The sequence below is a fragment of the Pseudomonas sp. GW531-T4 genome, assembly GCF_017349615.1.
Taxonomy (GTDB): Bacteria; Pseudomonadota; Gammaproteobacteria; order Pseudomonadales; family Pseudomonadaceae; genus Aquipseudomonas; species Aquipseudomonas chlororaphis_I.
Map to the genome: position 1 here is coordinate 13,122 of NZ_JACMZT010000048.1, position 21,010 is coordinate 34,131.

20 protein-coding genes are annotated in these 21,010 nt (G+C 64.5%); 16 read left to right on the forward strand and 4 right to left on the reverse strand.

What is annotated here, in order from left to right; genetic code table 11:
- Positions 1 to 16: 16 nt before the first annotated feature.
- Positions 17 to 1,072 (reverse strand): permease, encoded by a 1,056-nt coding sequence (locus tag J4D28_RS26525; RefSeq protein ID WP_103331663.1) that lies wholly within the window; start codon positions 1,070 to 1,072, stop codon positions 17 to 19.
- Between the two features lie 207 nt (positions 1,073 to 1,279).
- Complete coding sequence (locus tag J4D28_RS26530) at positions 1,280 to 2,056, reverse strand: IclR family transcriptional regulator (protein ID WP_009043140.1); 777 nt, start codon at positions 2,054 to 2,056, stop codon at positions 1,280 to 1,282.
- 168 nt (positions 2,057 to 2,224) lie between these two features.
- Here J4D28_RS26530 and J4D28_RS26535 point away from each other — a divergent pair, with 168 nt between their 5' ends.
- The 4 genes from J4D28_RS26535 to J4D28_RS26550 are packed head-to-tail and all read left to right on the forward strand — an operon-like array spanning position 2,225 to position 5,732.
- Entirely contained in the window at positions 2,225 to 2,986 is a 762-nt protein-coding gene (locus J4D28_RS26535) for an ABC transporter substrate-binding protein (RefSeq protein WP_009048218.1), read from the forward strand.
- A 60-nt stretch (positions 2,987 to 3,046) separates the two neighbouring features.
- Positions 3,047 to 3,703, forward strand: a complete 657-nt coding sequence (locus J4D28_RS26540) for an amino acid ABC transporter permease (RefSeq protein WP_009043142.1) — start codon at positions 3,047 to 3,049, stop codon at positions 3,701 to 3,703.
- On the forward strand, positions 3,700 to 4,446 hold the full coding sequence (locus J4D28_RS26545) for an amino acid ABC transporter ATP-binding protein (RefSeq protein ID WP_103331662.1): 747 nt from the start codon (positions 3,700 to 3,702) through the stop codon (positions 4,444 to 4,446). The genes J4D28_RS26540 and J4D28_RS26545 overlap by 4 nt, the downstream gene beginning before the upstream one ends.
- Positions 4,443 to 5,732 carry an FAD-binding oxidoreductase gene (locus tag J4D28_RS26550; protein WP_016703301.1) on the forward strand — a complete coding sequence of 430 codons (1,290 nt, stop codon included), beginning with the start codon at positions 4,443 to 4,445 and terminating at the stop codon, positions 5,730 to 5,732. The genes J4D28_RS26545 and J4D28_RS26550 overlap by 4 nt, the downstream gene beginning before the upstream one ends.
- Positions 5,733 to 5,742: 10 nt before the next feature.
- Here the strand turns inward: J4D28_RS26550 and J4D28_RS26555 are convergent, their stop codons facing one another.
- Entirely contained in the window at positions 5,743 to 6,417 is a 675-nt protein-coding gene (locus J4D28_RS26555; protein ID WP_009048222.1) for a hypothetical protein, read from the reverse strand.
- Between the two features lie 332 nt (positions 6,418 to 6,749).
- Between J4D28_RS26555 and J4D28_RS26560 the strand changes: the two genes are divergently transcribed.
- Together J4D28_RS26560 and J4D28_RS26565 are read left to right on the forward strand one after the other, a co-directional pair.
- The gene (locus J4D28_RS26560; protein ID WP_009048223.1) at positions 6,750 to 7,454 is read left to right on the forward strand and encodes a glutathione S-transferase family protein; all 705 of its coding nucleotides are present in this window, start codon (positions 6,750 to 6,752) and stop codon (positions 7,452 to 7,454) included.
- Between the two features lie 211 nt (positions 7,455 to 7,665).
- Positions 7,666 to 8,508 (forward strand): PhzF family phenazine biosynthesis protein, encoded by an 843-nt coding sequence (locus J4D28_RS26565; protein ID WP_103331661.1) that lies wholly within the window; start codon positions 7,666 to 7,668, stop codon positions 8,506 to 8,508.
- Between the two features lie 55 nt (positions 8,509 to 8,563).
- On the opposite strand, the gene J4D28_RS26570 is transcribed toward J4D28_RS26565, so the two are convergent.
- Positions 8,564 to 9,487: a LysR substrate-binding domain-containing protein gene (locus J4D28_RS26570; protein ID WP_009048225.1), complete on the reverse strand. Its 924-nt coding sequence runs from the start codon at positions 9,485 to 9,487 to the stop codon at positions 8,564 to 8,566.
- A gap of 227 nt (positions 9,488 to 9,714) precedes the next feature.
- On the opposite strand from J4D28_RS26570, the gene J4D28_RS26575 reads away from it, so the two are divergent.
- The 10 genes from J4D28_RS26575 to J4D28_RS26620 all read left to right on the forward strand — a co-directional run bounded on the left by J4D28_RS26575 (position 9,715) and on the right by J4D28_RS26620 (position 20,963).
- The gene (locus J4D28_RS26575) at positions 9,715 to 11,019 is read left to right on the forward strand and encodes a dicarboxylate/amino acid:cation symporter (RefSeq protein WP_009048226.1); all 1,305 of its coding nucleotides are present in this window, start codon (positions 9,715 to 9,717) and stop codon (positions 11,017 to 11,019) included.
- Positions 11,020 to 11,028: 9 nt separating this feature from the next.
- Positions 11,029 to 12,498, forward strand: coding sequence for an aspartate/glutamate racemase family protein (locus tag J4D28_RS26580; protein ID WP_009048227.1), 1,470 nt, complete (start codon positions 11,029 to 11,031; stop codon positions 12,496 to 12,498).
- Between the two features lie 249 nt (positions 12,499 to 12,747).
- The gene (locus J4D28_RS26585; protein WP_103331660.1) at positions 12,748 to 13,683 is read left to right on the forward strand and encodes a Ppx/GppA family phosphatase; all 936 of its coding nucleotides are present in this window, start codon (positions 12,748 to 12,750) and stop codon (positions 13,681 to 13,683) included.
- A 223-nt stretch (positions 13,684 to 13,906) separates the two neighbouring features.
- The gene (locus tag J4D28_RS26590; protein ID WP_016703304.1) at positions 13,907 to 14,320 is read left to right on the forward strand and encodes an arsenate reductase ArsC; all 414 of its coding nucleotides are present in this window, start codon (positions 13,907 to 13,909) and stop codon (positions 14,318 to 14,320) included.
- 286 nt (positions 14,321 to 14,606) lie between these two features.
- Complete coding sequence (locus J4D28_RS26595; RefSeq protein WP_103331659.1) at positions 14,607 to 15,578, forward strand: tripartite tricarboxylate transporter substrate binding protein; 972 nt, start codon at positions 14,607 to 14,609, stop codon at positions 15,576 to 15,578.
- 1 nt (position 15,579) lies between these two features.
- Entirely contained in the window at positions 15,580 to 16,077 is a 498-nt protein-coding gene (locus tag J4D28_RS26600) for a tripartite tricarboxylate transporter TctB family protein (RefSeq protein ID WP_038631417.1), read from the forward strand.
- Positions 16,078 to 16,100: 23 nt separating this feature from the next.
- Entirely contained in the window at positions 16,101 to 17,609 is a 1,509-nt protein-coding gene (locus tag J4D28_RS26605; protein ID WP_103331658.1) for a tripartite tricarboxylate transporter permease, read from the forward strand.
- 236 nt (positions 17,610 to 17,845) lie between these two features.
- Positions 17,846 to 18,943, forward strand: a complete 1,098-nt coding sequence (gene nspC / locus J4D28_RS26610; protein WP_009048233.1) for a carboxynorspermidine decarboxylase — start codon at positions 17,846 to 17,848, stop codon at positions 18,941 to 18,943.
- 26 nt (positions 18,944 to 18,969) lie between these two features.
- Entirely contained in the window at positions 18,970 to 20,205 is a 1,236-nt protein-coding gene (locus J4D28_RS26615; RefSeq protein WP_016703308.1) for a saccharopine dehydrogenase family protein, read from the forward strand.
- A gap of 353 nt (positions 20,206 to 20,558) precedes the next feature.
- Positions 20,559 to 20,963 (forward strand): DUF1801 domain-containing protein, encoded by a 405-nt coding sequence (locus J4D28_RS26620; protein ID WP_103331657.1) that lies wholly within the window; start codon positions 20,559 to 20,561, stop codon positions 20,961 to 20,963.
- Positions 20,964 to 21,010: the final 47 nt, after the last annotated feature.

A 21,010-nucleotide genomic window follows, 5' to 3' on the forward strand; every position in this document is an offset into this window, starting at 1 on the left:
GCCATCGAACTTCTGGTTACAACAACGCCGCGCCAATCAACCCGCACACCACGCCAATCAGCATGGTCAGGCCGGCCACGGTCACCAGCACCCGCGCGTCGAAATCCTTGCGCAGCATCAGCAGCGACGGCAGGCTGATGCTCGGCAGGGTCATCAGCAAGGCCACCGCCGGGCCGGTGCCCATGCCCAGGGTCATCATGGTCTGCACGATAGGGATTTCCGCGGCGGTGGGAATCACGAACAGCGTGCCGACAATCGCCAGCGGCACCAGCCACAGCAGGCTGTCGCCAATCGCGCCCTCGACGTGGGGGAACAGCCAGACCCGCGCCGCGCCCAGCACCAGCACCGCCAGCACATAGATCGGAATGGTGCTCCAGAACAGCTGCCACAGGCTGCGCGCCCAGCGGCTGAAGAAGGCGCCGTCGTTAGCCGCGCTGGCCTCGACCACGGCTTCCACCGCCGCCTCCGGCAATTGCTCGGGACGGGCGATGCGCTGGGCCACCAGCGACACCCCCAGCACCAGCACGATGCCCGCCACCAGCCGCAACGCGGTAAAGCCCCAGCCAAGGACAAAACCCATGAACACCAGGGTCGCCGGGTTGAGCACCGGGTTGGCGATCCAGAAGGCCAGCGCCGCACCGACCGAGACATTCTGCCGACGCATGCTCGCCGCCACGGGCGCGGCGCAGCAGGAGCACATCATGCCCGGCAGGGCGAACAGCCCGCCGCGCAGGGTCGAGCCGAAGCCGGCGCGGCCGAACAGGCGCAGCAGCCAGTCCCGCGGGATCAGCACTTGCAGCAGCGAGCCGAGGATCACCGCCAGCACCGCGGCTTTCCAGATCGCCAGGAAATACACCTGGGCATAGGCCAGGGCGGCGTTCAGCGGCGAGGAGGGCTGATCGTTGATGATCGAGGCGCCGATGCTGTGGCTGTCGGCGGCGATAAAGGCCTTGGCGTAGTAGGGCGACCACTTGACGAAGTAGAGGCCGACGCACGCCACCAGGACGAACAGGGCGGGTTTCCACCAGAACGACCAGCCCCGGACGGGGCTGGCAGGAGCAAGGCTGGACATGAACAATGATTCCGGGCAGTGACGTTAGGCCGCGAATCTTAGCCTACTCGCGCACCTGCGCGCCTCTGTAGCCGCTGCCGCAGGCTGCGATCGATCGCGCAGCGGTCGTAAAGCCTCGCAATACGGAGTGCCGGGCCAAATCCCGGAATCCATGCCTGCGACCGCTGCGCTGTCGATCGCCGGCGACTACAAAAGGCTCATGGCCACTCAGAGGGTACGAATCGAGGTGCGAATCGCCCGCGCGCACTCGATCACCGAGGGCGCCAGCTTGCGTTCGGCTTCTTCCAGGGTCCAGCGGCTGCTGGGGATCACCACGTGCACGGCGGCCACCGGCAGGCCCTGGCTGCCGATAATCGGCGCGGCGATGCTCATGTCGCCGAGAAACAGTTCTTCCTGGTTGAGGGCGTAACCGCGCTGGCGGGTGGCGACGATTTCCCCGTGGATCGCGTCGATCCCGGTCAGGGTGTGGCGGGTATGGGCCTGGCGGTCGCTGGCCTGGAGCATCGCCAGGGCTTCCTGGTCGGGCAGGGCGCTGAGGTAGGCGCGGCCGGAGCCGGTGCAGTACATCGGAATGCGGCTGCCGATGGGCATGTGGATCGGGATGAACTTGGGCGCCACGAAGCGCGCGACGTAGACCATGTCCAGGCCGTCGGGCTCGGTGAGGTTGGTGGTTTCGCCGGTGACCTGGGCCAGCTCGGCGAGGAACGGGTTGGCCACGTCCACCAGGGTGTCGGCGGCCAGGTAGTTGTAGCCGATCTCCATCACCCGCGGGGTCAGCTGGAAGCGTTTGGTCTGCGGGTGCTTACGCACGTAACCGAGCTGCTCCAGGGTGTGGATCATGCGTTGCGCCGAGCTTTTGTTGATCTCGGCGGCCTCGGCGATTTCCGCCAGGTTCATGGTCCGTTGGGCGGCGTTGAAGGCGCGCAGGACCGCCAGGCCTTTTTCCAGCGACTGATTGAACAGGCTATTGGGGGTGTCGCTCATGGCGGTTCCTTTGGATTTTTTGTGTTTTAAATATCGATATTCGATATTTATAAATCTCTTTACGATTTTTGTAAATTGTTTATAGTCAGTTGCATGCCTCCTGCCCCACTTTCAGAGGCCAACCATCACGGACTTCAAACAATAAAATCGTCCAATGGGAGATTCGCCATGCAAAAGCGTTTTCGTGTCCTTGCATTGTGCTGCGCACTCAGCGCCGGCCTCGTCGGTTCCGCCAGTGCCGGCGCCGCGCCGGTGTACAAGGTCGGCGCCACCGCCACCGGCATTCCCTTCACCTTTCTCGACGTCAAGAGCCAGAGCATCGAAGGCATGATGATCGACGCCGCCCGGGCGGTGGGCCAGGCCGGCGGCTTCGAGGTGGACATCCAGCAGACCACCTTCGCCGCGCTGATCCCCTCGCTGACCTCGAACAAGATCGACATCATCTCCGCCGCCATGCTGCGCACCCCGGCGCGGGAGAAGGTGGTGCAGTACTCCAACCCGGTGTTCAGCTACGGCGAGGGGCTGATCGTGCGCGCCGACGACAACACCGCCTACACCCGCATGGAAGACTTCAAGGACCAGGTGGTCGGCGCCCAGGTCGGCACGGTGTTCATCGATGAGTTGAACAAGCGCGGGATCTTCAAGGAAGTGCGCGGCTACGACTCGATCCCCGACCTGCTGCGCGACCTGGCACTGGGACGGATCAAGGCCGGTTTCGCCGACCGGCCGATCGTCGCCTACCAACTGGCCCAGGGCACCCAGAACAAGGTGCAACTGGTGAAAAGCTACCAGCCGGTGGTGATGGGCGATGTCTGCCTGATCGTGCGCAAGGGCGATGCGCAGACCCTGGACGAGGTCAACCGCGGCATCGCGGCGATCAAGGCCGACGGTTCCCTGGAGCGGATCATCGAGAAGTGGAAGCTCAACTGACCACCCCGCGGCCCGGCCGCCCGGCGGGGTCGCTTCACTCCTGATTGCGCAGGTCCTCCTATGTTTCTCCAGAACGCTCTGGACTTCCTCCCCATTCTGCTGAAAGGGGCGGTGGTCACCTTGCAGGTCACGGCCGGCTCCTTTGTGCTCAGCTCGCTGATCGGCCTGGTATTCGCCTTGATGATGGTGTCCAAGGTGCGCTCGATCTCGCTGTTTGCGATTGGCGTGGTCAATGTCATTCGCGGCCTGCCGATCATCGTGCAGCTGTTCTACATCTACTTCGTGCTGCCGGATTTCGGCATCCAGCTCACGGCCATGCAGGCCGGGGTGATCGGCCTGGGCATCGCCTACTCGGCGTACCAGGCGGAGAACTTCCGCGCCGGCATCCAGGCCATTCACCAGGGGCAGATCGAGGCGGCCGAATCCATCGGCATGCGCGGCGGCATGATCATGCGCCGGGTGGTCCTGCCCCAGGCCTTTCGCATCGCCTTGCCGCCCTACGGCAACACCCTGGTGATGATGCTCAAGGACTCCTCGCTGGTGTCCACTATCACCGTGGCCGAGATGACCCGCGCCGGTCAGCTCATCGCTTCCTCGACCTTCGAGAACATGACCGTCTACACCCTGGTGGCCTTGCTCTACCTGGCCCTGAGCCTGCCGTTGTCCTTTGCCCTGCGTCGCCTGGAGGCGCGCTTCAGCACCCGGAGAAAGTCATGATCGAGATCAAGGGCGTACACAAGAGTTTCGGCAACGTGGCGGTGCTCGAAGGCATCGACCTGAGCGTGCAGAGCGGGGAAGTGGTGTGCCTGATCGGGCCCTCGGGGTCCGGCAAGTCGACCCTGCTGCGTTGCATCAACGGCCTGGAAAGCTACGAGCAGGGCGACATCCTGGTCAGCAGCGAACGGGTCGACCGCCACGGCAAGACCATTCACCAGCTGCGCACCCAGGTGGCCATGGTGTTCCAGCGCTTCAACCTGTTCCCCCATCGCACCGCGTTGCAGAACGTCACCGAAGGGCCGATCTACGTGAAGAAGCAGAACCCGCAGCAGGCCCGGGAGCGGGCCGAGGCGCTGCTGGAAAAGGTCGGTCTGGCCCATCGCATGCACGCCTATCCGGACGAGCTGTCCGGCGGCCAGCAGCAGCGGGTGGCGATCGCCCGGGCCCTGGCCATGGACCCGCAGGTGATCCTGTTCGACGAGCCGACCTCGGCGCTAGACCCGGAGCTGGTGGGCGAGGTCCTGGCGGTGATGCGCAAACTCGCCGACGAAGGCATGACCATGATCGTCGTCACCCACGAAATGGGTTTTGCCCAGGACGTGGCGGACAAGGTGTGTTTCCTTCACAGCGGCAAGATCGTCGAGGCCGGGCCGGCGAAGCAGGTGCTGAGCGCGCCGCGCCATCCGCGCACCCAGGACTTCCTCAAGCGCCTGCTCAACCAGGGCGCGGAGGTGCAGGCATGAAGGCCGCCGAAACCTTGCGCCTGCCGCCTTCCTTGTGGGCCGCCACGGCGACGGCGGCGGTCGAGACCCCGGCGCTGGCCGAAGACCTGCGGGCCGACGTGGCCATAGTCGGCGCCGGTTACACCGGGCTGGTGACCGCGCTGCGCCTGGCCGAGGCCGGGGTCAGCGTCTGTGTACTGGATGCCGGGGAACCGGGCTGGGGCGCCTCCGGACGCAACGGCGGGCAGGTGATTCCCGGGCTCAAGTACGACCCGGATCAACTGCTGGCCAGGTTCGGCCCGGCCCGCGCCGAGGCCATGCTGGAGGCGGCCGGCTCGGCGGCCGATGAAGTGTTCGCCCTGATCGAGCAGCATCGCATCGCCTGCGACGCGACGCGCAAGGGCTGGATTCAGCCGGCGTTTTCCGCCAGCTCCCTGCAGGCCATCGAGCAGCGCGCCGAGCAGTGGCGCCGGCGCGGAGTGGCGGTGGAGTTGCTCGACCGCGCCGCCGTCGGTCGGCGCATCGGTAGCCAGAACTACCTCGGCGGCTGGGTCGATCCGCGCGCCGGCAGCCTGCACCCGCTGAACTATGCGCGCGGCCTGGCGAGGGTAGCGCAGCAGCAGGGCGTGCGGATTCACGGGCAGACTCGGGTCGAGGCTTTGCAACGCGAAGGCGGGCAGTGGCAGCTGCGCACCGCCCAGGGCCATCGGGTCCGGGCCCAGCGCGTGGTGCTGGCGACCAATGGCTACACCGACGACCTGTGGCCACGGCTGCGACAGACGGTGATCGCCGCCAACAGTTTCATCATCGCCACCCGCCCGCTGTCGGCCGAGCTGCGCCAGAGCATCCTGCCGAACGGCGAGGTGTGTTCCGACGCCCGGCGCCTGCTGCTGTATTTCAAGCAGGATGCCCAGGGGCGTCTGTTGCTGGGAGGGCGCGGGCCGTTTTCCGAACCGACTCACAGCGGCGACTGGCGTCATCTGGAGCGTTCGCTGCTGGGCTTGTTTCCGCAGTTGGCGGGCACGCCCATCGAGTATCGCTGGAGCGGGCGGGTGGCGTTGAACCAGAGTTTCCTGCCGCAGCTGCATGAGCCGCAGCCGGGGTTGTCGATCCTGCTCGGCTACAACGGTCGCGGCATCGCCTTGTCCACGGCCCTGGGCAAGCACCTGGCGGCGCGGGTGTCGGGGGCGAGCAGTGAATTTCCGTTTCCGGTGACGCCGATCCGGCCGATTCCGCTGCATGGCTTGCAGCGCCTGTACCTGGGGGCGGGGATCGCCTGGTACCGCCTGCTGGACGCCCTGCGCTGAGGGCGGTGCATCAGGTCGGGCAGTTTTCCTCGCCGTTATCCAGGCCTTGCTTGTAGCTGCGGCTGTCGAGGGTGGCCTTGCCGTTTTGCCAGGTCAGGGTCAGCACGTAGAGCGAGTCGAAATCGTTGGAGGCCCAGTCGTCGGTGATGGTGCGTTTTTCGCCGACGGCTTCCCGCGCCACCTTGTTGATCAGTTCCGGCAGGTAGCCGTGGGACCAGGCGGTGTAGATGATCGAGTTGTGGTAGCGGTCATGCAGCAGCTCGTCGGCCAGGGCGCTGGTGTCGTTGGCCGAGAATTCGATGTTCACCGGCAGGCCGAGCTTGATGGCGCTGGGGCTGATGGTCATCAGCGGGCGGATGTAGCTGTAGGAGTTGTCAAGTTCGCCTTCCTCGACATTGCGCGTCGGGTTGGCGGCGAACACGTAGTTGGCCTTGCCGAATTTTTCCGGCAGCAGGGACGCCAGGTCGATGGCGCGGTTCAGGCCCTGGCAGTTGAGCTGGCCGAGGCCGCCGGCGGGTTTTTCCGCATGGCGCAGGAAGATCAGGGTCTGGGTGCCGTCCACCGGCTGGGCGCGACTTTCACTGGATTCCAGCGACAGCAGCAGCGCACTGGTCAGCATCAGCGCCGGAAAAAACACGTAGGACCGGCGTTGCAGGCGTTGGGTGAAACTCAGCAGATTCTTCATCGAGTGTGGGTACTTCAGCGCAATCGGTTAAGGCTGACAAACCTTTCCACGGCGAGCTCCCGGCTTCGCGTGGTTTTCCCTGTCGTTGAACGAGTGTTTCTGCCCGCGGGCAGTGCTCTGAGTCCCAGGACGCCTTTTGGTTCGATCCGGGCGGGGGACTGCGAGCGTGGGCCCGTTACTTTATCCGCACCGCTGTCTGGCTGCCGGGAAGCTTAACCACCGGATGTTTCGAATTTAAGAATGCGCGCCGCGAACCGATGCCTGTAATCTAGCGCCGTCGCCGCCCGGCCCGGGGCCACGGCCTTTCATCTGACTGTCATTGGAAGCCTGTCATGACCGATCTCTCCGCATTCCCCATCACCCAGAAATGGCCTGCGCAGTACGCCGACTGGATTCAGCTGTATTCCTTGCCGACCCCCAACGGCGTCAAGGTCTCGATCATGCTCGAAGAGATCGGGCTGCCCTACGAGCCGCACCGCGTCAGTTTCGAAACCAATGACCAGTTGTCCCCCGAGTTCCTCTCCCTGAACCCGAACAACAAGATCCCGGCGATCCTCGACCCCCATGGCCCGGATGACCGGCCGCTGGCGCTGTTCGAGTCGGGGGCGATCCTGATCTACCTCGCGGACAAGAGCGGGCAACTGCTGGCCCAGGAATCCGCCGCGCGCTACGAGACCATCCAGTGGCTGATGTTCCAGATGGGCGGCATCGGCCCGATGTTCGGCCAGCTGGGCTTCTTCAATAAATTCGCCGGCAAGGACTACGAGGACAAGCGGCCACGGGACCGTTATGTCGCCGAATCCCGCCGCCTGCTGAGCGTGCTCGAAGGCCGCCTGCAAGGTCGCGACTGGATCATGGGCGAGCGCTACACCATCGCCGATATCGCCACCTTTCCCTGGGTGCGCAACCTGATCGGCTTCTATGAAGCCGGCGACCTGGTGGGCTTCAAGGACTTCCCCAACGTGCAGCGCGTGCTGGAGCGTTTCCTCGCGCGCCCGGCGGTGATCCGCGGCCTGGAAATTCCCAAGCCGGTCTGACACCCCGTAACCCTGTAGCCGCTGGCGAAGCCTGCGATCGACGACGCAGTCGGCGCAAAAAGGCCTGATGCGTTGTGCCAGACAGGGCGCGTCGCCAGGTTCTACGACGACTGCGTCGTCGATCGCAGCCTGCGGCAGCGGCTACAGGTTTCCATGCTTGAGGTCAGGCCGCTTTCAGGCCTGACCGCGTTCATTCAGACAAGGACCCGTAATGCGCCGATTCGATTTCAAGCAGGTGGATGTCTTCAGCGACGAGCCGCTCAAGGGCAACCCGCTGGCGGTGGTGTTCGGCGCCGACCCGTTGAGCGACGCGCGCATGGCGGCGTTCGCCAACTGGACCAACCTCAGCGAAACCACCTTTATCCTCGAACCCCGGGACCCGCGGGCCGACTATCGCCTGCGGATTTTCACCACCCTGCAGGAGCTGCCGTTCGCCGGCCATCCGACCCTTGGCAGCTGCCATGCCTGGCTGGAGGCCGGCGGCGTGCCCAAGGGCGAGGAGATCGTCCAGGAGTGCGCGGTGGGCCTGGTGCGCATTCGCCGCAACGGCGCCGAACTGGCGTTTCTCGCACCGCCCTTGCTCAAGTCCGGCCCGGTGGAGGCCGGGTTGCTGGAGCAGGTGCGCCAGGGCCTGAGGCTGGCGCCCGGCGCCATCGTCGACGCGCAATGGGTGGACAACGGCGCCGGCTGGCTGGCGGTGCTGCTGGCCGAACGCGGCCAGGTGCTCGACCTGCAACCTGACTATTCCCAGCTCAAGGACCTCGCGGTGGGGGTGATCGCACCCTGGAACCCCGAGCGCGACGGCGACGCGGCGCAGTTCGAAGTGCGCGCCTTTATCGCCGGCGACGGCATGCCGGAAGACCCGGCCACCGGCAGCCTCAACGCGGGCATTGCCCAATGGCTGCTGGGCGCGGGGTTGGCGCCGGCGTCCTACGTGGTCAGCCAGGGCCTGAGCATGGGCCGGGCCGGGCGCATCCAGGTCGAGCGGATCGGCGATGAAATCTGGATCGGCGGTTCGGCGGTGACCTGTATCGAGGGCAGCCTGACGTTGTAGGCGAGGGCGGCGGGGCTGGCCTTCCACCCCCTGAGTGTCGGGGAATGGCAGGCCATCAACCCTGGGCGGCAAGGTTTTGCGAGGCTTTTTCCAGGGTTTTCCAAAGCTCCAGCATGGTCGGGTTCTGGTTGGCCCTGGAGCAGTACGAACGTATTTCCAGCTGGGTGCTCCACTCGCTGCCGCCGGCCCGGACCAGGCGCCCGCGCTGCAGCTCCTCGGCCACCGCGCTCTCCGGCAGCCAGGCCACGCCGTAGCCCTCCATGGCCATACGCATCAGCAGCATCGCCATGTCCGCTTCATAACAGCGCGTCAGCACGCACGGCACATGGCTGTCCTTGATCACGATATCGGCCACCCGGCCGAGAAAAGTGGTGGCGGTGTAAGCCAGGTGCGGCACCGGTTTGCCGGCCTTGCCCGGCAGGCGGTGCAGAGGCTCGCCGCGGCGGTTCGGCGCGCACAGCGGGATGAATGAATCCTGGCCCAGGGTCAGGCTGACGAACTTTTCGTGGTCCAGCAGGATCGGCGCCTTGGGATGGTGGTAGACGATCATCAGGTCGCAATTGCCCTCCGCCAGGGCGATCACCGCGTCATGGATATTGGCTGCCACCACCCGGGCATTGAAGGGCTCGTTGTGCTGCTGGAACCGCGCCAGCCATTTGGGCAGGAAGGTCATCGACAGGCTGTGCCCGGCGGTGACCTGGATCGAGCGCCCGGGCATGCGTTCTTCCTGGCGCAGCGACGAACGCAGCTCCAGCAACGAGGACAAGGCTTCGCGCCCCTGTTCGCAAAAGGTCTGGCCGGCCAGGGTCAGTTGAATGGGGTAGGTGCCGCGGTCCACCAACTCCACGCCGACCCAGTCCTCCAGCGAACGGATCCGTCTCGACAGGGCCGATTGGGTCACGCAGCGGATCTCGGCTGCCCTGGAAAAATTCTTGCACTCGGCGATCGCCAACAGATCGTCCACCCACTTGATTTGCATGCCGCATCCTCAACCATGGCTGGAAAAAGTCTACGCCGCCGATCACGGATATTCGCGGCCTTTCGGAAACTATTCCAATAACGCATCAAGCTATGGCGATTACTCATCATCTGCGCCTCACGGGCTCCCTAGAATCGGCCTGACCACGCGCCACCGCCGAGTGGCCGTGCCTTCGATTCCTTCTCCTGCCAAGTAGAAATCCAATAACACCACTTGAGGAACGCACCGTGAAAAAGAACCGACTTCCCCGGCAGATCGCCTACGGCATCGCCTTGGGCGTGCTTGTAGGCTGGCTTTGTCATCGTTTTGCAGCGGATGCCAATGAGGCCAGGGACATCGCCTCGTACTTTTCGATGGTCACCGACATCTTCTTGCGCATGATCAAGATGATCATCGCGCCGCTGGTATTCGCCACGCTGGTGGGCGGCATCGCCAGCATGGGCAGTTCGAGCTCGGTGGGGCGTATCGGCACCCGGGCGATGGCCTGGTTCGTCAGCGCCTCGATGGTGTCGCTGCTGATCGGCATGCTCCTGGTGAACCTGTTCCAGCCCGGGGTCGGGCTCGATCTGCACGCCAGCCAGGCGGGTGCCGCCCCGGTGGCGATCAACACCGGCGATTTCAGCCTCAAGGTGTTTATCGGGCACGTCTTCCCGCGCAGCATCGCCGAGGCGATGGCCAATAACGAGATCCTGCAGATCGTGGTGTTCTCGCTGTTCTTCGGTTTTGCGCTGGCGGCGGTGAAGAGGGCGGGGTTCACCCAGATCCCCGCGCTGGTGGACGACCTGGCCAGGGTGATGTTCAAGATCACCGACTACGTCATGGCCTTCGCCCCCATCGGTGTGTTTGCCGCCATCGCCGCGGCGATCACCACTGGCGGGCTGGGCCTGCTGCTGGACTACAGCAAGCTGATCGCCGAGTTCTACCTGGGCATCGCGATCCTCTGGGCGGTGCTGTTCGGTGCCGGTTATCTGTTCCTCGGGCGCTCGGTGCTGACCCTCGGGAAGTTGATCAAGGAACCCATCCTGCTGGCGTTCTCGACGGCCAGCAGCGAGTCGGCCTACCCGAAAACCATGGAGGCGCTGGAGAAGTTCGGCGCGCCCAAGCGAGTCTCGAGTTTTGTTCTGCCCCTGGGGTACTCGTTCAACCTCGACGGTTCGATGATGTACCAGGCGTTTGCCATCATGTTTATCGCCCAGGCCTACAACGTCGACCTGAGTTTCACCCAGCAGCTGTTGATCCTGCTGACCCTGATGGTGACCAGCAAAGGCATGGCCGGGGTCGCGCGGGCGTCGATCGTGGTGGTGGCGGCCACGCTGCCGATGTTCAACCTGCCCGAAGCCGGCATCTTGCTGATCCTCGGCATCGACCAGTTTCTCGACATGGCGCGTACCGCCACCAATGTGGTGGGCAACAGCATTGCCACGGCGGTGATTGCCAAGGCCGAAGGCAACGAGGAGCCCAGTGCCGGGGCCGTCGAGCCACCGCTTGGCGTGGCGCCGGCCACGCAGAACCCTTCTTCCGTTTCCGCCTGAGAACCCGCGATGAAAAGCCTATCCAAACCGACACGCAAGCCAGCGCCGGCCAGCAGGCTGGGCATCGTAGGGGGGCTGGGCTCTCTGGCCGGCGGCGATCTGTTCTTCAAGCTGGTGAAGTCCCGGGCGGTGCTGGCCGATCAGGGGCGCTATCACTTCCTGTTCGAACAGCACCCGTTCAAGGACCTGCTGTTGCCGCTGGAGCGCGACGCGAACATGACGTCCAGAAAGTTCTATGTCTTCCAGGTCTGCCAGTCGTTTGAGGACAGCGGGGTGGACGCGATCATGCTGCCGTGTTTTGCCAGCCACACCTTCCGCGAAGAGATCCAGCAGGAGTTGGGCATCCCGATCCTGGACATGATGGCGGCCCTGAGCGCGCATATCCGCCATGTGCTGGAACCGGGTACGGTCCTGGGCGTACTCGCCTCGGACTACGTGCGGCACGCCGGGCTCTTCGAGCGATACCTGGGGGCCGACTTCCAGCTGGTCTATCCCGAGCCGCAGGATCAGCAGGCCATGATGGCGGCGATCTACGGGGTGGACGGAATCAAGGACGGGCACCTGGACGGGGTGCCACTGGAAGGGGTGTACCAGGCTTGCCTGTCGTTGCAGGCACAGGGCGCGAACCTGATAGTGCCCGGGATGACCGAGCTGTCGCTGGTGTGCGCCGACCTGCAGCGTCGCGGGGTGACGCTGCTCGACGTCAACGAGATCTACGCCGCGGCGGCGACCCAGGCCGATGGCCAGCCCGCCCGGCCGCCGTTCAAGCTCGGCATAGTCGGCGGCGTGGGGCCGGCGGCCACCGTGGACTTCATGGCCAAGGTGGTCCGACATACGCCGGCCGATCGGGACCAGGACCATATCCGCATGGTGGTCGAGCAGAACCCGCAGATTCCGGACCGGACCGCGAACCTGCTGTTCGACCAGGCCGACCCGACCATGGCCATGTACGCCACTTGCAAGCGGCTCGAAAGTGCCGGGGCCAACGCGATCGCCATACCCTGCAATACCGCCCACGCCTTTGTCGAACGCATCCAGCCTTATCTACAGGTGCCCATCGTCAACATGCTCAACGAAACTATCGAGGCGATCGTCGAGCAATACGGCCCGGGCAAGCCCATCGGCCTGCTGGCCACCTCGGGTACGGTGCAGAGTCGGGTCTACCACGAGGCTGCGCGGCTCGCCGGCCTGTCGTTGCTCACGCCGGGTTTCGATTATCAGGAACTGGTGATGAGCGCGATCTACGGCGAGCGCGGGATCAAGGCGGGTTTCGTCGACGGCATCTGCAAGGCGCAATTGCTGCTCGCCGCCGAGCACCTGTGTGAGCTGGGGGCCGAGGTGCTGATCCTGGGGTGCACCGAGCTGCCGCTGGTCCTCAGCCATTGCGCCGATTTCCAGGTCGGCGCTTACCGGGTGGCGCTGGTGGACCCGACCAGCATCCTGGCGATCCGTTGCGTGCAGCTGGCGACGCGCCCTTGAGCGCGATTCGCGGGCAAAAAAAAGCCGCCGGGTGGGGCAGCTTTAAAGGAGAGCACGCGTTGTAGATGACCCGAGTGTCACCACGGGAAATGACAGGATGATGACAGGGCGTTGACGTTGTCGACGGCCTGGAAAAGGCGGGTGGCTGTCATCTTGGCGTCATCGATGGAATGGCAAGATCGCCGCAAACCGTCTTTAGTTCTCGACAGGCTGCGGCCTGCCGGTCGATGAATCTGCCAGGAATCCTCCATGAAAGGTGACGCCTCTCTGTTCGCGGCCATTGATCTTGGGTCCAATGCGTTTCGCCTGATGATCGGCCAGCCGGTCAGGCGCAGCCAGGGGTTCATGATCCAGGAAGTGAAGACCCTGCGGGAGCCGGTGCGCCTGGCCGAGGGCTTTCAGGAGGGCGCGCTGGACGCGCTGGCGCTGGACCGGGGCTGGCAGGCGCTGGCGCGCTTCGGCAAGAAACTGCGCGGTTTCGAGGCCGGGCGGGTGCGGGCGGTGGCCACCAGCGCCGTGCGCGAAGCCGACAATGCGCCGCTGTTCCTGGCCAGCGCGGAGCGTCACCTGGGGTTTCGCATCGATGTCATCTCCGGGCATGAAGAGGCGCGGCTGGTGTACGCCGGCGTGGCCCATACCGTGCCGGGCAGCGAAAGCATGCGGCTGGTGGTGGACATCGGCGGCGGTTCCACCGAGTTGATCCTGGGGCAGGGCGCCCAGCCCTTGCTGACCGAGAGCATCGCCATTGGCAGCGCGACCTTTGGCGCGCGCTACTTTCCGGGCGGCGCGGTCTCGGCTCACGCCCTGCAGGAAACCGAGCGCCTGGCCAGCCTGAAGTTCGAGAAAGTCGCCCGGCATTATCGCCAGCTGGGTTGGCAGCAGGCCATAGGCTCCTCGGGCACCACCCGGTTCCTGGCCAAGGTGCTCAAGGCCAATGGCCTGAACGACGATGGCCAGGACGGCATCACCTACGGCGGGCTATTGCGCCTGTCGCTGCGCCTGCTGGAGGCCGGGCATGTCAAACGCCTGCGGCTGGCCGGGTTGCAATCCCATCGCCTGAGCATCCTGCCCGGCGGCCTGGCGGTGATGCTGGCGGCGTTCAAGGTGTTTGGCGTCACCCATATGACGCCTTCCGAGCCGGGGCTGCGTTTTGGCGTGCTGCATGGCCTGATATGTAACAACTGATTACCAAGCGTCATCTGCAAGCCGCTGGCCTTCCTCCGGCCAGCGGTTCCCGCCAGGGTGTTCCGTCGCTCTATTTCAATCCTTTACCGGCCACGCCGGAATCAGCTGACGGCCACGCGTGCACGCCGTCGCCGCGCTATCCCGCCGTCGAAAAACAGGCTGTCATAAAAAGTGCGATTTCCCGCGGCACTATCCCAGCAGTCTGAAAACAGGGGAATGAACCATGAGTGACAAACGCCGCGTGCTGTTCGTTTGCGCCAGAAACGACGCCCGTTCACTGATGGCCGAAGCGCTGCTGCGCCACGCCGACGCCGAAGATTTCGACGCCTTCAGCGCCGGCCTGGAGGCCAGCGAGATCGACCCGCGCACCCTGGAGTCTCTCGAACATATCGGCATCGATACCGCGGGGCTGCGCAGCAAGGCCCTCGACGAGTTCGCAGGGCAGCAGTTCCACTATGTCATCACCCTGTGCGACAAGTCCTCGGAAGAGGCCGCGCGCATGCCGTCCTCCGGCGAGGTGATCGTCTGGAACTTCGAGGACCCGGTCACCAGCGACAGACATGAACCGTTCCGCCACACCCTCCAGGAAATCCACGATCGGCTGCATATGTTCATCACGGTGAAGACCCGTTCGTGATGGGCAAGGATCGCAAATCCTCTCTTGCTGAATCGCTGATCTTCTCTCGCTGATAAGCACGGCCGGGCTTCTATCCCGGCCAACTGCTTTCCACCCCGAATCAAGACTCCCCAGGCACGCCCTTGGCGGGAGCGTCAGGCCCTGGTCGCATTCTTTACCCGGGGTTCTCTCCTCTGGCGGTCGCCAACCGCCGGCCGTCTACACTTAACCGCAGGCCACACAGGGCGAATGGCCCTGGGCGCATTCAACCGGTATCAACAAAAACAATAGTCTCGGGAGAAACCTGATGTTCACAGCACTGCGTCGATTCAGCCGCGGCATGGCCATTGCCGCCAGCCTCGCCACGCTCACCCTCGCCACCCCGGCGTTCGCCCTGGATACGGTCAAGTTCATGGCCCCGGGCTCCGTGGGCGGCGGTTATGACCAGACCGCGCGGGTTTTGGGCAAGGCCTTGCTCGAGGCCGGCACGGCCAAGTCCGTGACCTTCGAGAACAAGGGCGGAGCCGGCGGCACCCTGGGGCTGGCGCAGTTCGCCAACAGCACCAAGGGCGACCCGAATGCGCTGCTGGTGGTGGGGGCGATCATGGTCACGGCGGTGGAGCAGAACAAGCCGCAGATCAGCCTCAAGGACGTGACGCCGATCGCCCGGCTGTTCACCGAATACAACGTGCTTGCCGTGCGTGACGAGTCGCCCTACAAGACCCTCGAGGACCTGCTCAAGGACTTCAAGGCCAATCCGGCCAGCATCAAGTGGGGCGGTGGCTCCAAGGGTTCCATCGACCATATCGGCATCGCCGAGCTGGCGAGCAAGATGGAGGTGCCGGTGAACCAGGTGAACTACGTTGCCTATGCCGGCGGCGGCGAAGTGGTGGCCGCGACCCTGGGCGGGCACATCACGGTGATCACCGGCGGTTATGCCGAACTGGCCAAGTACGTGCAGTCCAAGCAGTTCCGCCTGCTCGCCATCGGCGCTCCGGAGCGCGTTCCCGGCATCGATGCGCCGACCCTCAAAGAGAAAGGCTACGACGTGATCATCGGCAACTGGCGCGGTGTCTATGGTGCGGCCAACCTCACGGCCGAGCAACGCAAGCAAGTCACCGACGCGGTCCTGGCCGCCACCAACAGCCAGGTCTGGCAGGACAATGTGAAAGCCAACGCCTGGTCGCCGAGCATCCTCACCGGCGATGAGTTCGGCAAATTCGTCGACGAGGAACACCAGCGCCTGCGGGCGATGCTGGTCAAGGTCGGGCTGCTTTGAGATGGCCGGGCGCAGCAGGGTCGTGCTGTCGCAGTTGGCGATTGGCCTGGGGCTGATCGCCATCAGCCTGGTGCTGGTCATCGGCGCCTTGCGCTTTCCGCCCGAGATGGGCTTCGTCATCCTCGGTGCCCATGTCTATCCCAGCGCCGTCGGTGCTTTTCTAGGGGCCGTGGGCCTGCTGTTGAGCTACCAGGCCTGCACCGGTGGTTTGCGCGAGCTGGCCGCATCCGGCGACGACAGCGACGACAGCGCCCAGCCCGGCGGCAGGCTCGGGGCGGCCTGGGTCACCGCGGGCCTGGTGGCGATTGCCGTACTGATCAACCTGATCGGTTTCGTCCTGGCCGCCGGCTTGCTGTTTGCCTGCTCGGCGCGGGGTTTCGGCAGCCGGCGTCCGTTGCGCGACCTGGCCATCGGCATCGCCCTGACCCTGCCGATCTACTGGCTGTTCAGTGCCGGGCTGGGCGTGGCCCTGCCACCCCTGGTCAATGCCTGGATCTGAGCCGGGCCGAAGGAGGTCACACGGTGGACATTCTCTTGAACCTGGCGACAGGTTTCTCCGCGGCACTGGCGCCGATCAATCTGCTCTGGGGGTTTATCGGCTGCCTGCTGGGCACGGCGATCGGCGTATTGCCGGGGATCGGCCCGGCGCTGACGGTGGCCCTGCTGCTGCCAATCACCGCCAAGGTCGATCCCACCGGCGCGCTGATCATGTTCGCCGGCATCTATTACGGCGCGCAGTTCGGTGGCTCGACCACCTCGATCCTGCTCAATACCCCGGGCGAGTCGTCGTCCATGGTCACCGCCCTGGAAGGCAATCTCATGGCCCGCAACGGCCGCGCCGGGCCGGCCCTGGCCACCGCGGCGATCGGCTCGTTTTTCGCCGGGACCATCGCCACGGTGCTGCTGACCCTGTTCGCCCCCATCGTCGCCATGCTGGCGCTGAAGTTCGGCCCCGCGGAGTATTTCGCGATCCTGGTGCTGTCCTTCACCACGGTGTCGGCGGTGCTCGGTGCGTCCATGCTGCGCGGTTTCGCCTCGCTGGGGATTGGCCTGGGCATTGGCCTGATCGGCCTCGACTCGACCTCGGGCATTGCCCGCTACACCCTGGGCGTTCCCGAGCTGGTCGATGGCATCGAAGTGGTGCTGGTGGCGGTCGGCCTGTTTGCCGTGGGGGAGGCCTTGTACAGCCTGCTGTATCAGAAGGCGGAAGCGTCCGGCCGGCATCGCCTGACCTCGTTGTGGATGACCCGCGCCGACTGGAAACGCTCGATTCCCGCCTGGCTGCGGGGCACCCTGATCGGCTTTCCGTTCGGCTCGATCCCGGCCGGTGGCGCGGAAATCCCGACCTTCCTGTCCTATTCCACCGAGCGCAAGCTGAGCAAGCACCCGCAAGACTTTGCCGCCAGCAAAGGGCAGGGCGCCATCGAAGGGGTGGCCGGCCCGGAAGCCGCCAACAACGCCAGCGCCACCGGTTCCCTGGTGCCGCTGCTGACCCTCGGCATTCCGACCTCCGCCACCGCGGCGATCCTGCTGGCGGCGTTCCAGAACTACAGCCTGCAGCCGGGGCCGCTGCTGTTCCAGACTTCCGGCGACCTGGTCTGGACCCTGGTGGCCTCGCTGTATATCGGTAACGTTATCCTGCTGATATTGAACCTGCCCCTGGTCGGGCTCTGGGTGAAGCTGCTGCAGATCCCCCGGCCGTACCTCAATGCCGGGATCCTGGTGTTCGCTTCTATCGGCGTGTACGGCATGCGCCATTCGTCCTTCGACCTGTTGCTGATGCTGGCGATCGGCTGGGGCGGGGTGCTGATGCGGCGTTTCGATTTTCCCGTCGCGCCGGTGATCGTCGGCATGCTGCTGGGGCCGATGGCGGAAAAACAGCTGCGCAACGCCTTGTCCATCAGCCAGGGCGACTGGTCGATATTCGTCACCCAACCCATAGCCGCGGCCTTCCTCGGCTTGACCCTGCTGGTGCTGGTGGTGCCCCACCTGCTGCACGCCCGGGGCATCAAATTGCACGAGGATGATTGAGCACACGGCGCTGCGTGCCAGCCAGCGTGGCACGACACTTCAGAACGTCATGGCAGGCCCCTAGGATAGGGGCTGCCAGGCGGTTTGCGTCCTGGAGCATTGCCTGCAATAGAGCCGATCCGGGGGCGGTGCCGAGGCACTGACCCGGCGAGCGGTGCTTTCTGCCCTTTCGATACGCGGCAAGTGAAGGCACAATGCGCATCCTTTTTTTGGCTGGCCTGGCCGGAGGCCTCGAAATGATCAAAACGCCGTACTACCTCATCGACAAACAGAAACTGCTCGGCAACATGGAGAAGATCGCTTACGTGCGCGAGCAGTCCGGCGCCAAGGCCCTGCTGGCGCTCAAGTGCTTCGCCACCTGGTCGGTGTTCGACCTGATGCAGCAGTACATGGACGGCACCACCTCGTCGTCGCTGTACGAGCTCAAGCTCGGCCGGCAGAAGTTCGCCGGCGAGACCCACGCCTACAGCGTGGCCTGGGCCGACGACGAAATCGAAGAGATGCTCGACAACTGCGACAAGATCATCTTCAACTCCATCGGCCAGCTGCAACGCTTCGCCGCGGCGTCCGAGGGCAAGGTCCGCGGTCTGCGGGTCAACCCCCAGGTGAGCAGTTCCGATTACCTGCTGGCCGACCCGGCGCGTCCGTTCAGCCGCCTGGGCGAGTGGGACCCGGTGAAGGTCGAGGCGGTGATCGAGCAGATCACAGGCTTCATGTTCCACAACAACTGCGAGAACAGCGACTTCGGCCTGTTCGACCAGATGCTGGGCACCATCGAGGAGCGCTTCGGCCACCTGCTGCACAAGGTCGAATGGGTCAGCCTCGGCGGCGGCATCCACTTCACCGGCGAAGGCTATGCCCTGGATGAGTTCTGCGCGCGCCTCAAGGCGTTCTCCGAGAAGTACGGCGTGCAGGTCTACCTGGAGCCGGGCGAAGCGGCGATCACCCAGAGCGCCTCGCTGGAAGTCACCGTGCTCGACACCCTCTACAACGGCAAGCACCTGGCGGTGGTCGACAGCTCCATCGAAGCGCACATGCTCGATCTGCTGATCTATCGCCTGAACGCCAAGCTGGCGCCCAGCGCGGGCGAACACACCTACATGGTGTGCGGCAAGTCTTGCCTGGCCGGAGACATCTTCGGCGAGTATCAATTCGATCGTCCGCTGGCCATCGGCGATCGGCTGTCGTTCGTTGACGCGGCGGGTTACACCATGGTCAAGAAAAACTGGTTCAACGGCCTGAAAATGCCGTCCATCGTAGTGAAACAACTCGACGGTAGTGTCGAGGTGGTTCGTGAATTTGGGTTCGAAGACTACCTGTCCAGCCTCTCGTAAGCTGGCGGAAAGGAGAGATAAAGAAATTGAAGAAGAACGTTCTTATCATTGGTGCAGGAGGTGTCGCCAAGGTGGTGGCCCACAAGTGCGCGCAGCACAACGACGAACTCGGTCGTATTGCTATCGCGTCGCGCAACATCTCCAAATGCCAGGCCATCATCGACAGCGTCAAGGCCAAGGGCAGCCTCAAACAGCCCGCGCAAATCAAGGCCTACGCGCTCAATGCGCTGGACATCGAGGCGACCAAGGCGCTGATCCGCGAGACCGAATCGCAGATCGTCATCAACGTCGGCTCCGCCTTCCTCAACATGTCGGTGCTGCGTGCCTGCATCGATACCGGCGTGGCCTACCTGGACACCGCCATTCACGAAGAACCGGGCAAGATCTGCGAGACGCCGCCCTGGTATGGCAACTACGAGTGGAAGCACCTCGAGGAATGCCAGCAGAAGAACGTCACCGCCATTCTCGGCGTGGGCTTCGACCCGGGTGTGGTCAACGCCTATGCGGCCCTGGCCAAACAACAGTATTTCGACCGCATTGATTCGATCGACATTCTCGACGTCAATGCCGGTTCCCATGGCAAATATTTCGCCACCAATTTCGATCCGGAAATCAATTTCCGCGAATTCACCGGACAGGTGTGGAGCTGGCAGGACAGCCAGTGGACCAGCAACACCATGTTCGAAGTCAAGCGCACCGACGACCTGCCAGTGGTCGGTTCGCAGAACCTGTACCTGACCGGCCACGATGAAGTGCACTCGCTGTCGAAGAACCTCGACGTGCCCAACGTGCGCTTCTGGATGAGCTTCGGCGAGCACTACATCAACGTCTTCACCGTGCTCAGGAACCTTGGCCTGCTCTCCGAGCAACCGGTCAAGACCGCCGAAGGCCTGGAAGTGGTGCCGCTGAAAGTGGTCAAGGCCGTGCTGCCCGATCCTGCCTCGCTGGCGCCGGGCTACACCGGCAAGACCTGCATCGGCGACCTGGTCAAGGGCACCAAGGACGGCCAGCCGCGCGAAGTCTTCATCTACAACGTGGCCTGCCACGAAGAAGCCTTTGCCGAAACCGACAGCCAGGGCATTTCCTACACCGCGGGCGTGCCGCCGGTGGCCGCGGCCCTGCTGGTGGCCCGTGGCGAATGGGACGTGCAGCGCATGGTCAACGTCGAGGAACTGCCGGCCGAGCCGTTCCTCAAGGCGCTGGACGTGATGGGCCTGCCGACCCGCGTCAAGGACGAGAACGGCGACCGTCCCTGGAACTGATTCACCTCCCGCTGTAAAGAAACCAGGTGCGCATGGATGGCGTGCCTGGCTCTCGATTCCCGCTACTCCCTCCTGCCAACACAGCGACCTCCTGCCTCTCAGGGGCGCCACCGTATCCGAGCGACGCCAGAAGCAAGCCTGCATCGAGGCTGGGTGGGTGGCCTATCGGCAGTTCCAGATCAAGCACCTGGCCCGGATCAAGGGCGTGCAGCGCCTGAAGACGGAAGTCCCCGTGCAGAAAATCAAACTGAGCACCGAACTGCCGGTGTGACGCTCGTCGGTTACCTGGAGGGAAATGGCCCGTCAGCGATACTCAAGGGTCGGGACGACAACCCCTCCAGAGGATGACCAGGATGAAAAAACACACCAGCGATGCCAAGCCAGCGGAGGAGAGCAGTGCGGCCTCCCGGCTGATAGACGGGCGCATCGAGGAACTGGGCGATTGGCGCGGCGAGATGCTGGCCCGGGTCCGGAGGCTGATCAGGCAGGCCGGCCCGCAGGTGGTCGAGGAGTGGAAGTGGCGCGGGGTGCCGGTGTGGTCCCACGGCGGCATTCTTTGCACCGGCGAGACCTACAAGAGCGTCGTCAAGCTGACCTTCGCCAAGGGCGCCGCGCTGGACGACCCGGCAGGGCTGTTCAACGCCAGCCTCGAGGGCAATACCCGACGGGCGATCGATCTGCATGAGGGTGACAGCCTGGACGAGGCCGCCTTGCAGGCGCTGATCCTGGCGGCCGTGGCGCTCAACCGCTCGCGCTGAGCGGGGCATTCGTGTCTGGTTGTCATGCGCCTTGCCGGCACGATGAT

Coding starts and splice junctions, on each gene's coding strand:
- J4D28_RS26540 (WP_009043142.1), top strand. CDS start 3,047: ATGTTTCTCCAGAACGCTCTGGACTTCCTCCCCATTCTGCTGAAAGGG.
- J4D28_RS26555 (WP_009048222.1), bottom strand. CDS start 6,417: ATGAAGAATCTGCTGAGTTTCACCCAACGCCTGCAACGCCGGTCCTAC.
- J4D28_RS26620 (WP_103331657.1), top strand. CDS start 20,559: ATGAAAAAACACACCAGCGATGCCAAGCCAGCGGAGGAGAGCAGTGCG.
- J4D28_RS26545 (WP_103331662.1), top strand. CDS start 3,700: ATGATCGAGATCAAGGGCGTACACAAGAGTTTCGGCAACGTGGCGGTG.
- nspC (WP_009048233.1), top strand. CDS start 17,846: ATGATCAAAACGCCGTACTACCTCATCGACAAACAGAAACTGCTCGGC.
- J4D28_RS26570 (WP_009048225.1), bottom strand. CDS start 9,487: ATGCAAATCAAGTGGGTGGACGATCTGTTGGCGATCGCCGAGTGCAAG.
- J4D28_RS26530 (WP_009043140.1), bottom strand. CDS start 2,056: ATGAGCGACACCCCCAATAGCCTGTTCAATCAGTCGCTGGAAAAAGGC.
- J4D28_RS26550 (WP_016703301.1), top strand. CDS start 4,443: ATGAAGGCCGCCGAAACCTTGCGCCTGCCGCCTTCCTTGTGGGCCGCC.
- J4D28_RS26590 (WP_016703304.1), top strand. CDS start 13,907: ATGAGTGACAAACGCCGCGTGCTGTTCGTTTGCGCCAGAAACGACGCC.
- J4D28_RS26565 (WP_103331661.1), top strand. CDS start 7,666: ATGCGCCGATTCGATTTCAAGCAGGTGGATGTCTTCAGCGACGAGCCG.
- J4D28_RS26560 (WP_009048223.1), top strand. CDS start 6,750: ATGACCGATCTCTCCGCATTCCCCATCACCCAGAAATGGCCTGCGCAG.
- J4D28_RS26585 (WP_103331660.1), top strand. CDS start 12,748: ATGAAAGGTGACGCCTCTCTGTTCGCGGCCATTGATCTTGGGTCCAAT.
- J4D28_RS26600 (WP_038631417.1), top strand. CDS start 15,580: ATGGCCGGGCGCAGCAGGGTCGTGCTGTCGCAGTTGGCGATTGGCCTG.
- J4D28_RS26525 (WP_103331663.1), bottom strand. CDS start 1,072: ATGTCCAGCCTTGCTCCTGCCAGCCCCGTCCGGGGCTGGTCGTTCTGG.
- J4D28_RS26595 (WP_103331659.1), top strand. CDS start 14,607: ATGTTCACAGCACTGCGTCGATTCAGCCGCGGCATGGCCATTGCCGCC.
- J4D28_RS26580 (WP_009048227.1), top strand. CDS start 11,029: ATGAAAAGCCTATCCAAACCGACACGCAAGCCAGCGCCGGCCAGCAGG.
- J4D28_RS26535 (WP_009048218.1), top strand. CDS start 2,225: ATGCAAAAGCGTTTTCGTGTCCTTGCATTGTGCTGCGCACTCAGCGCC.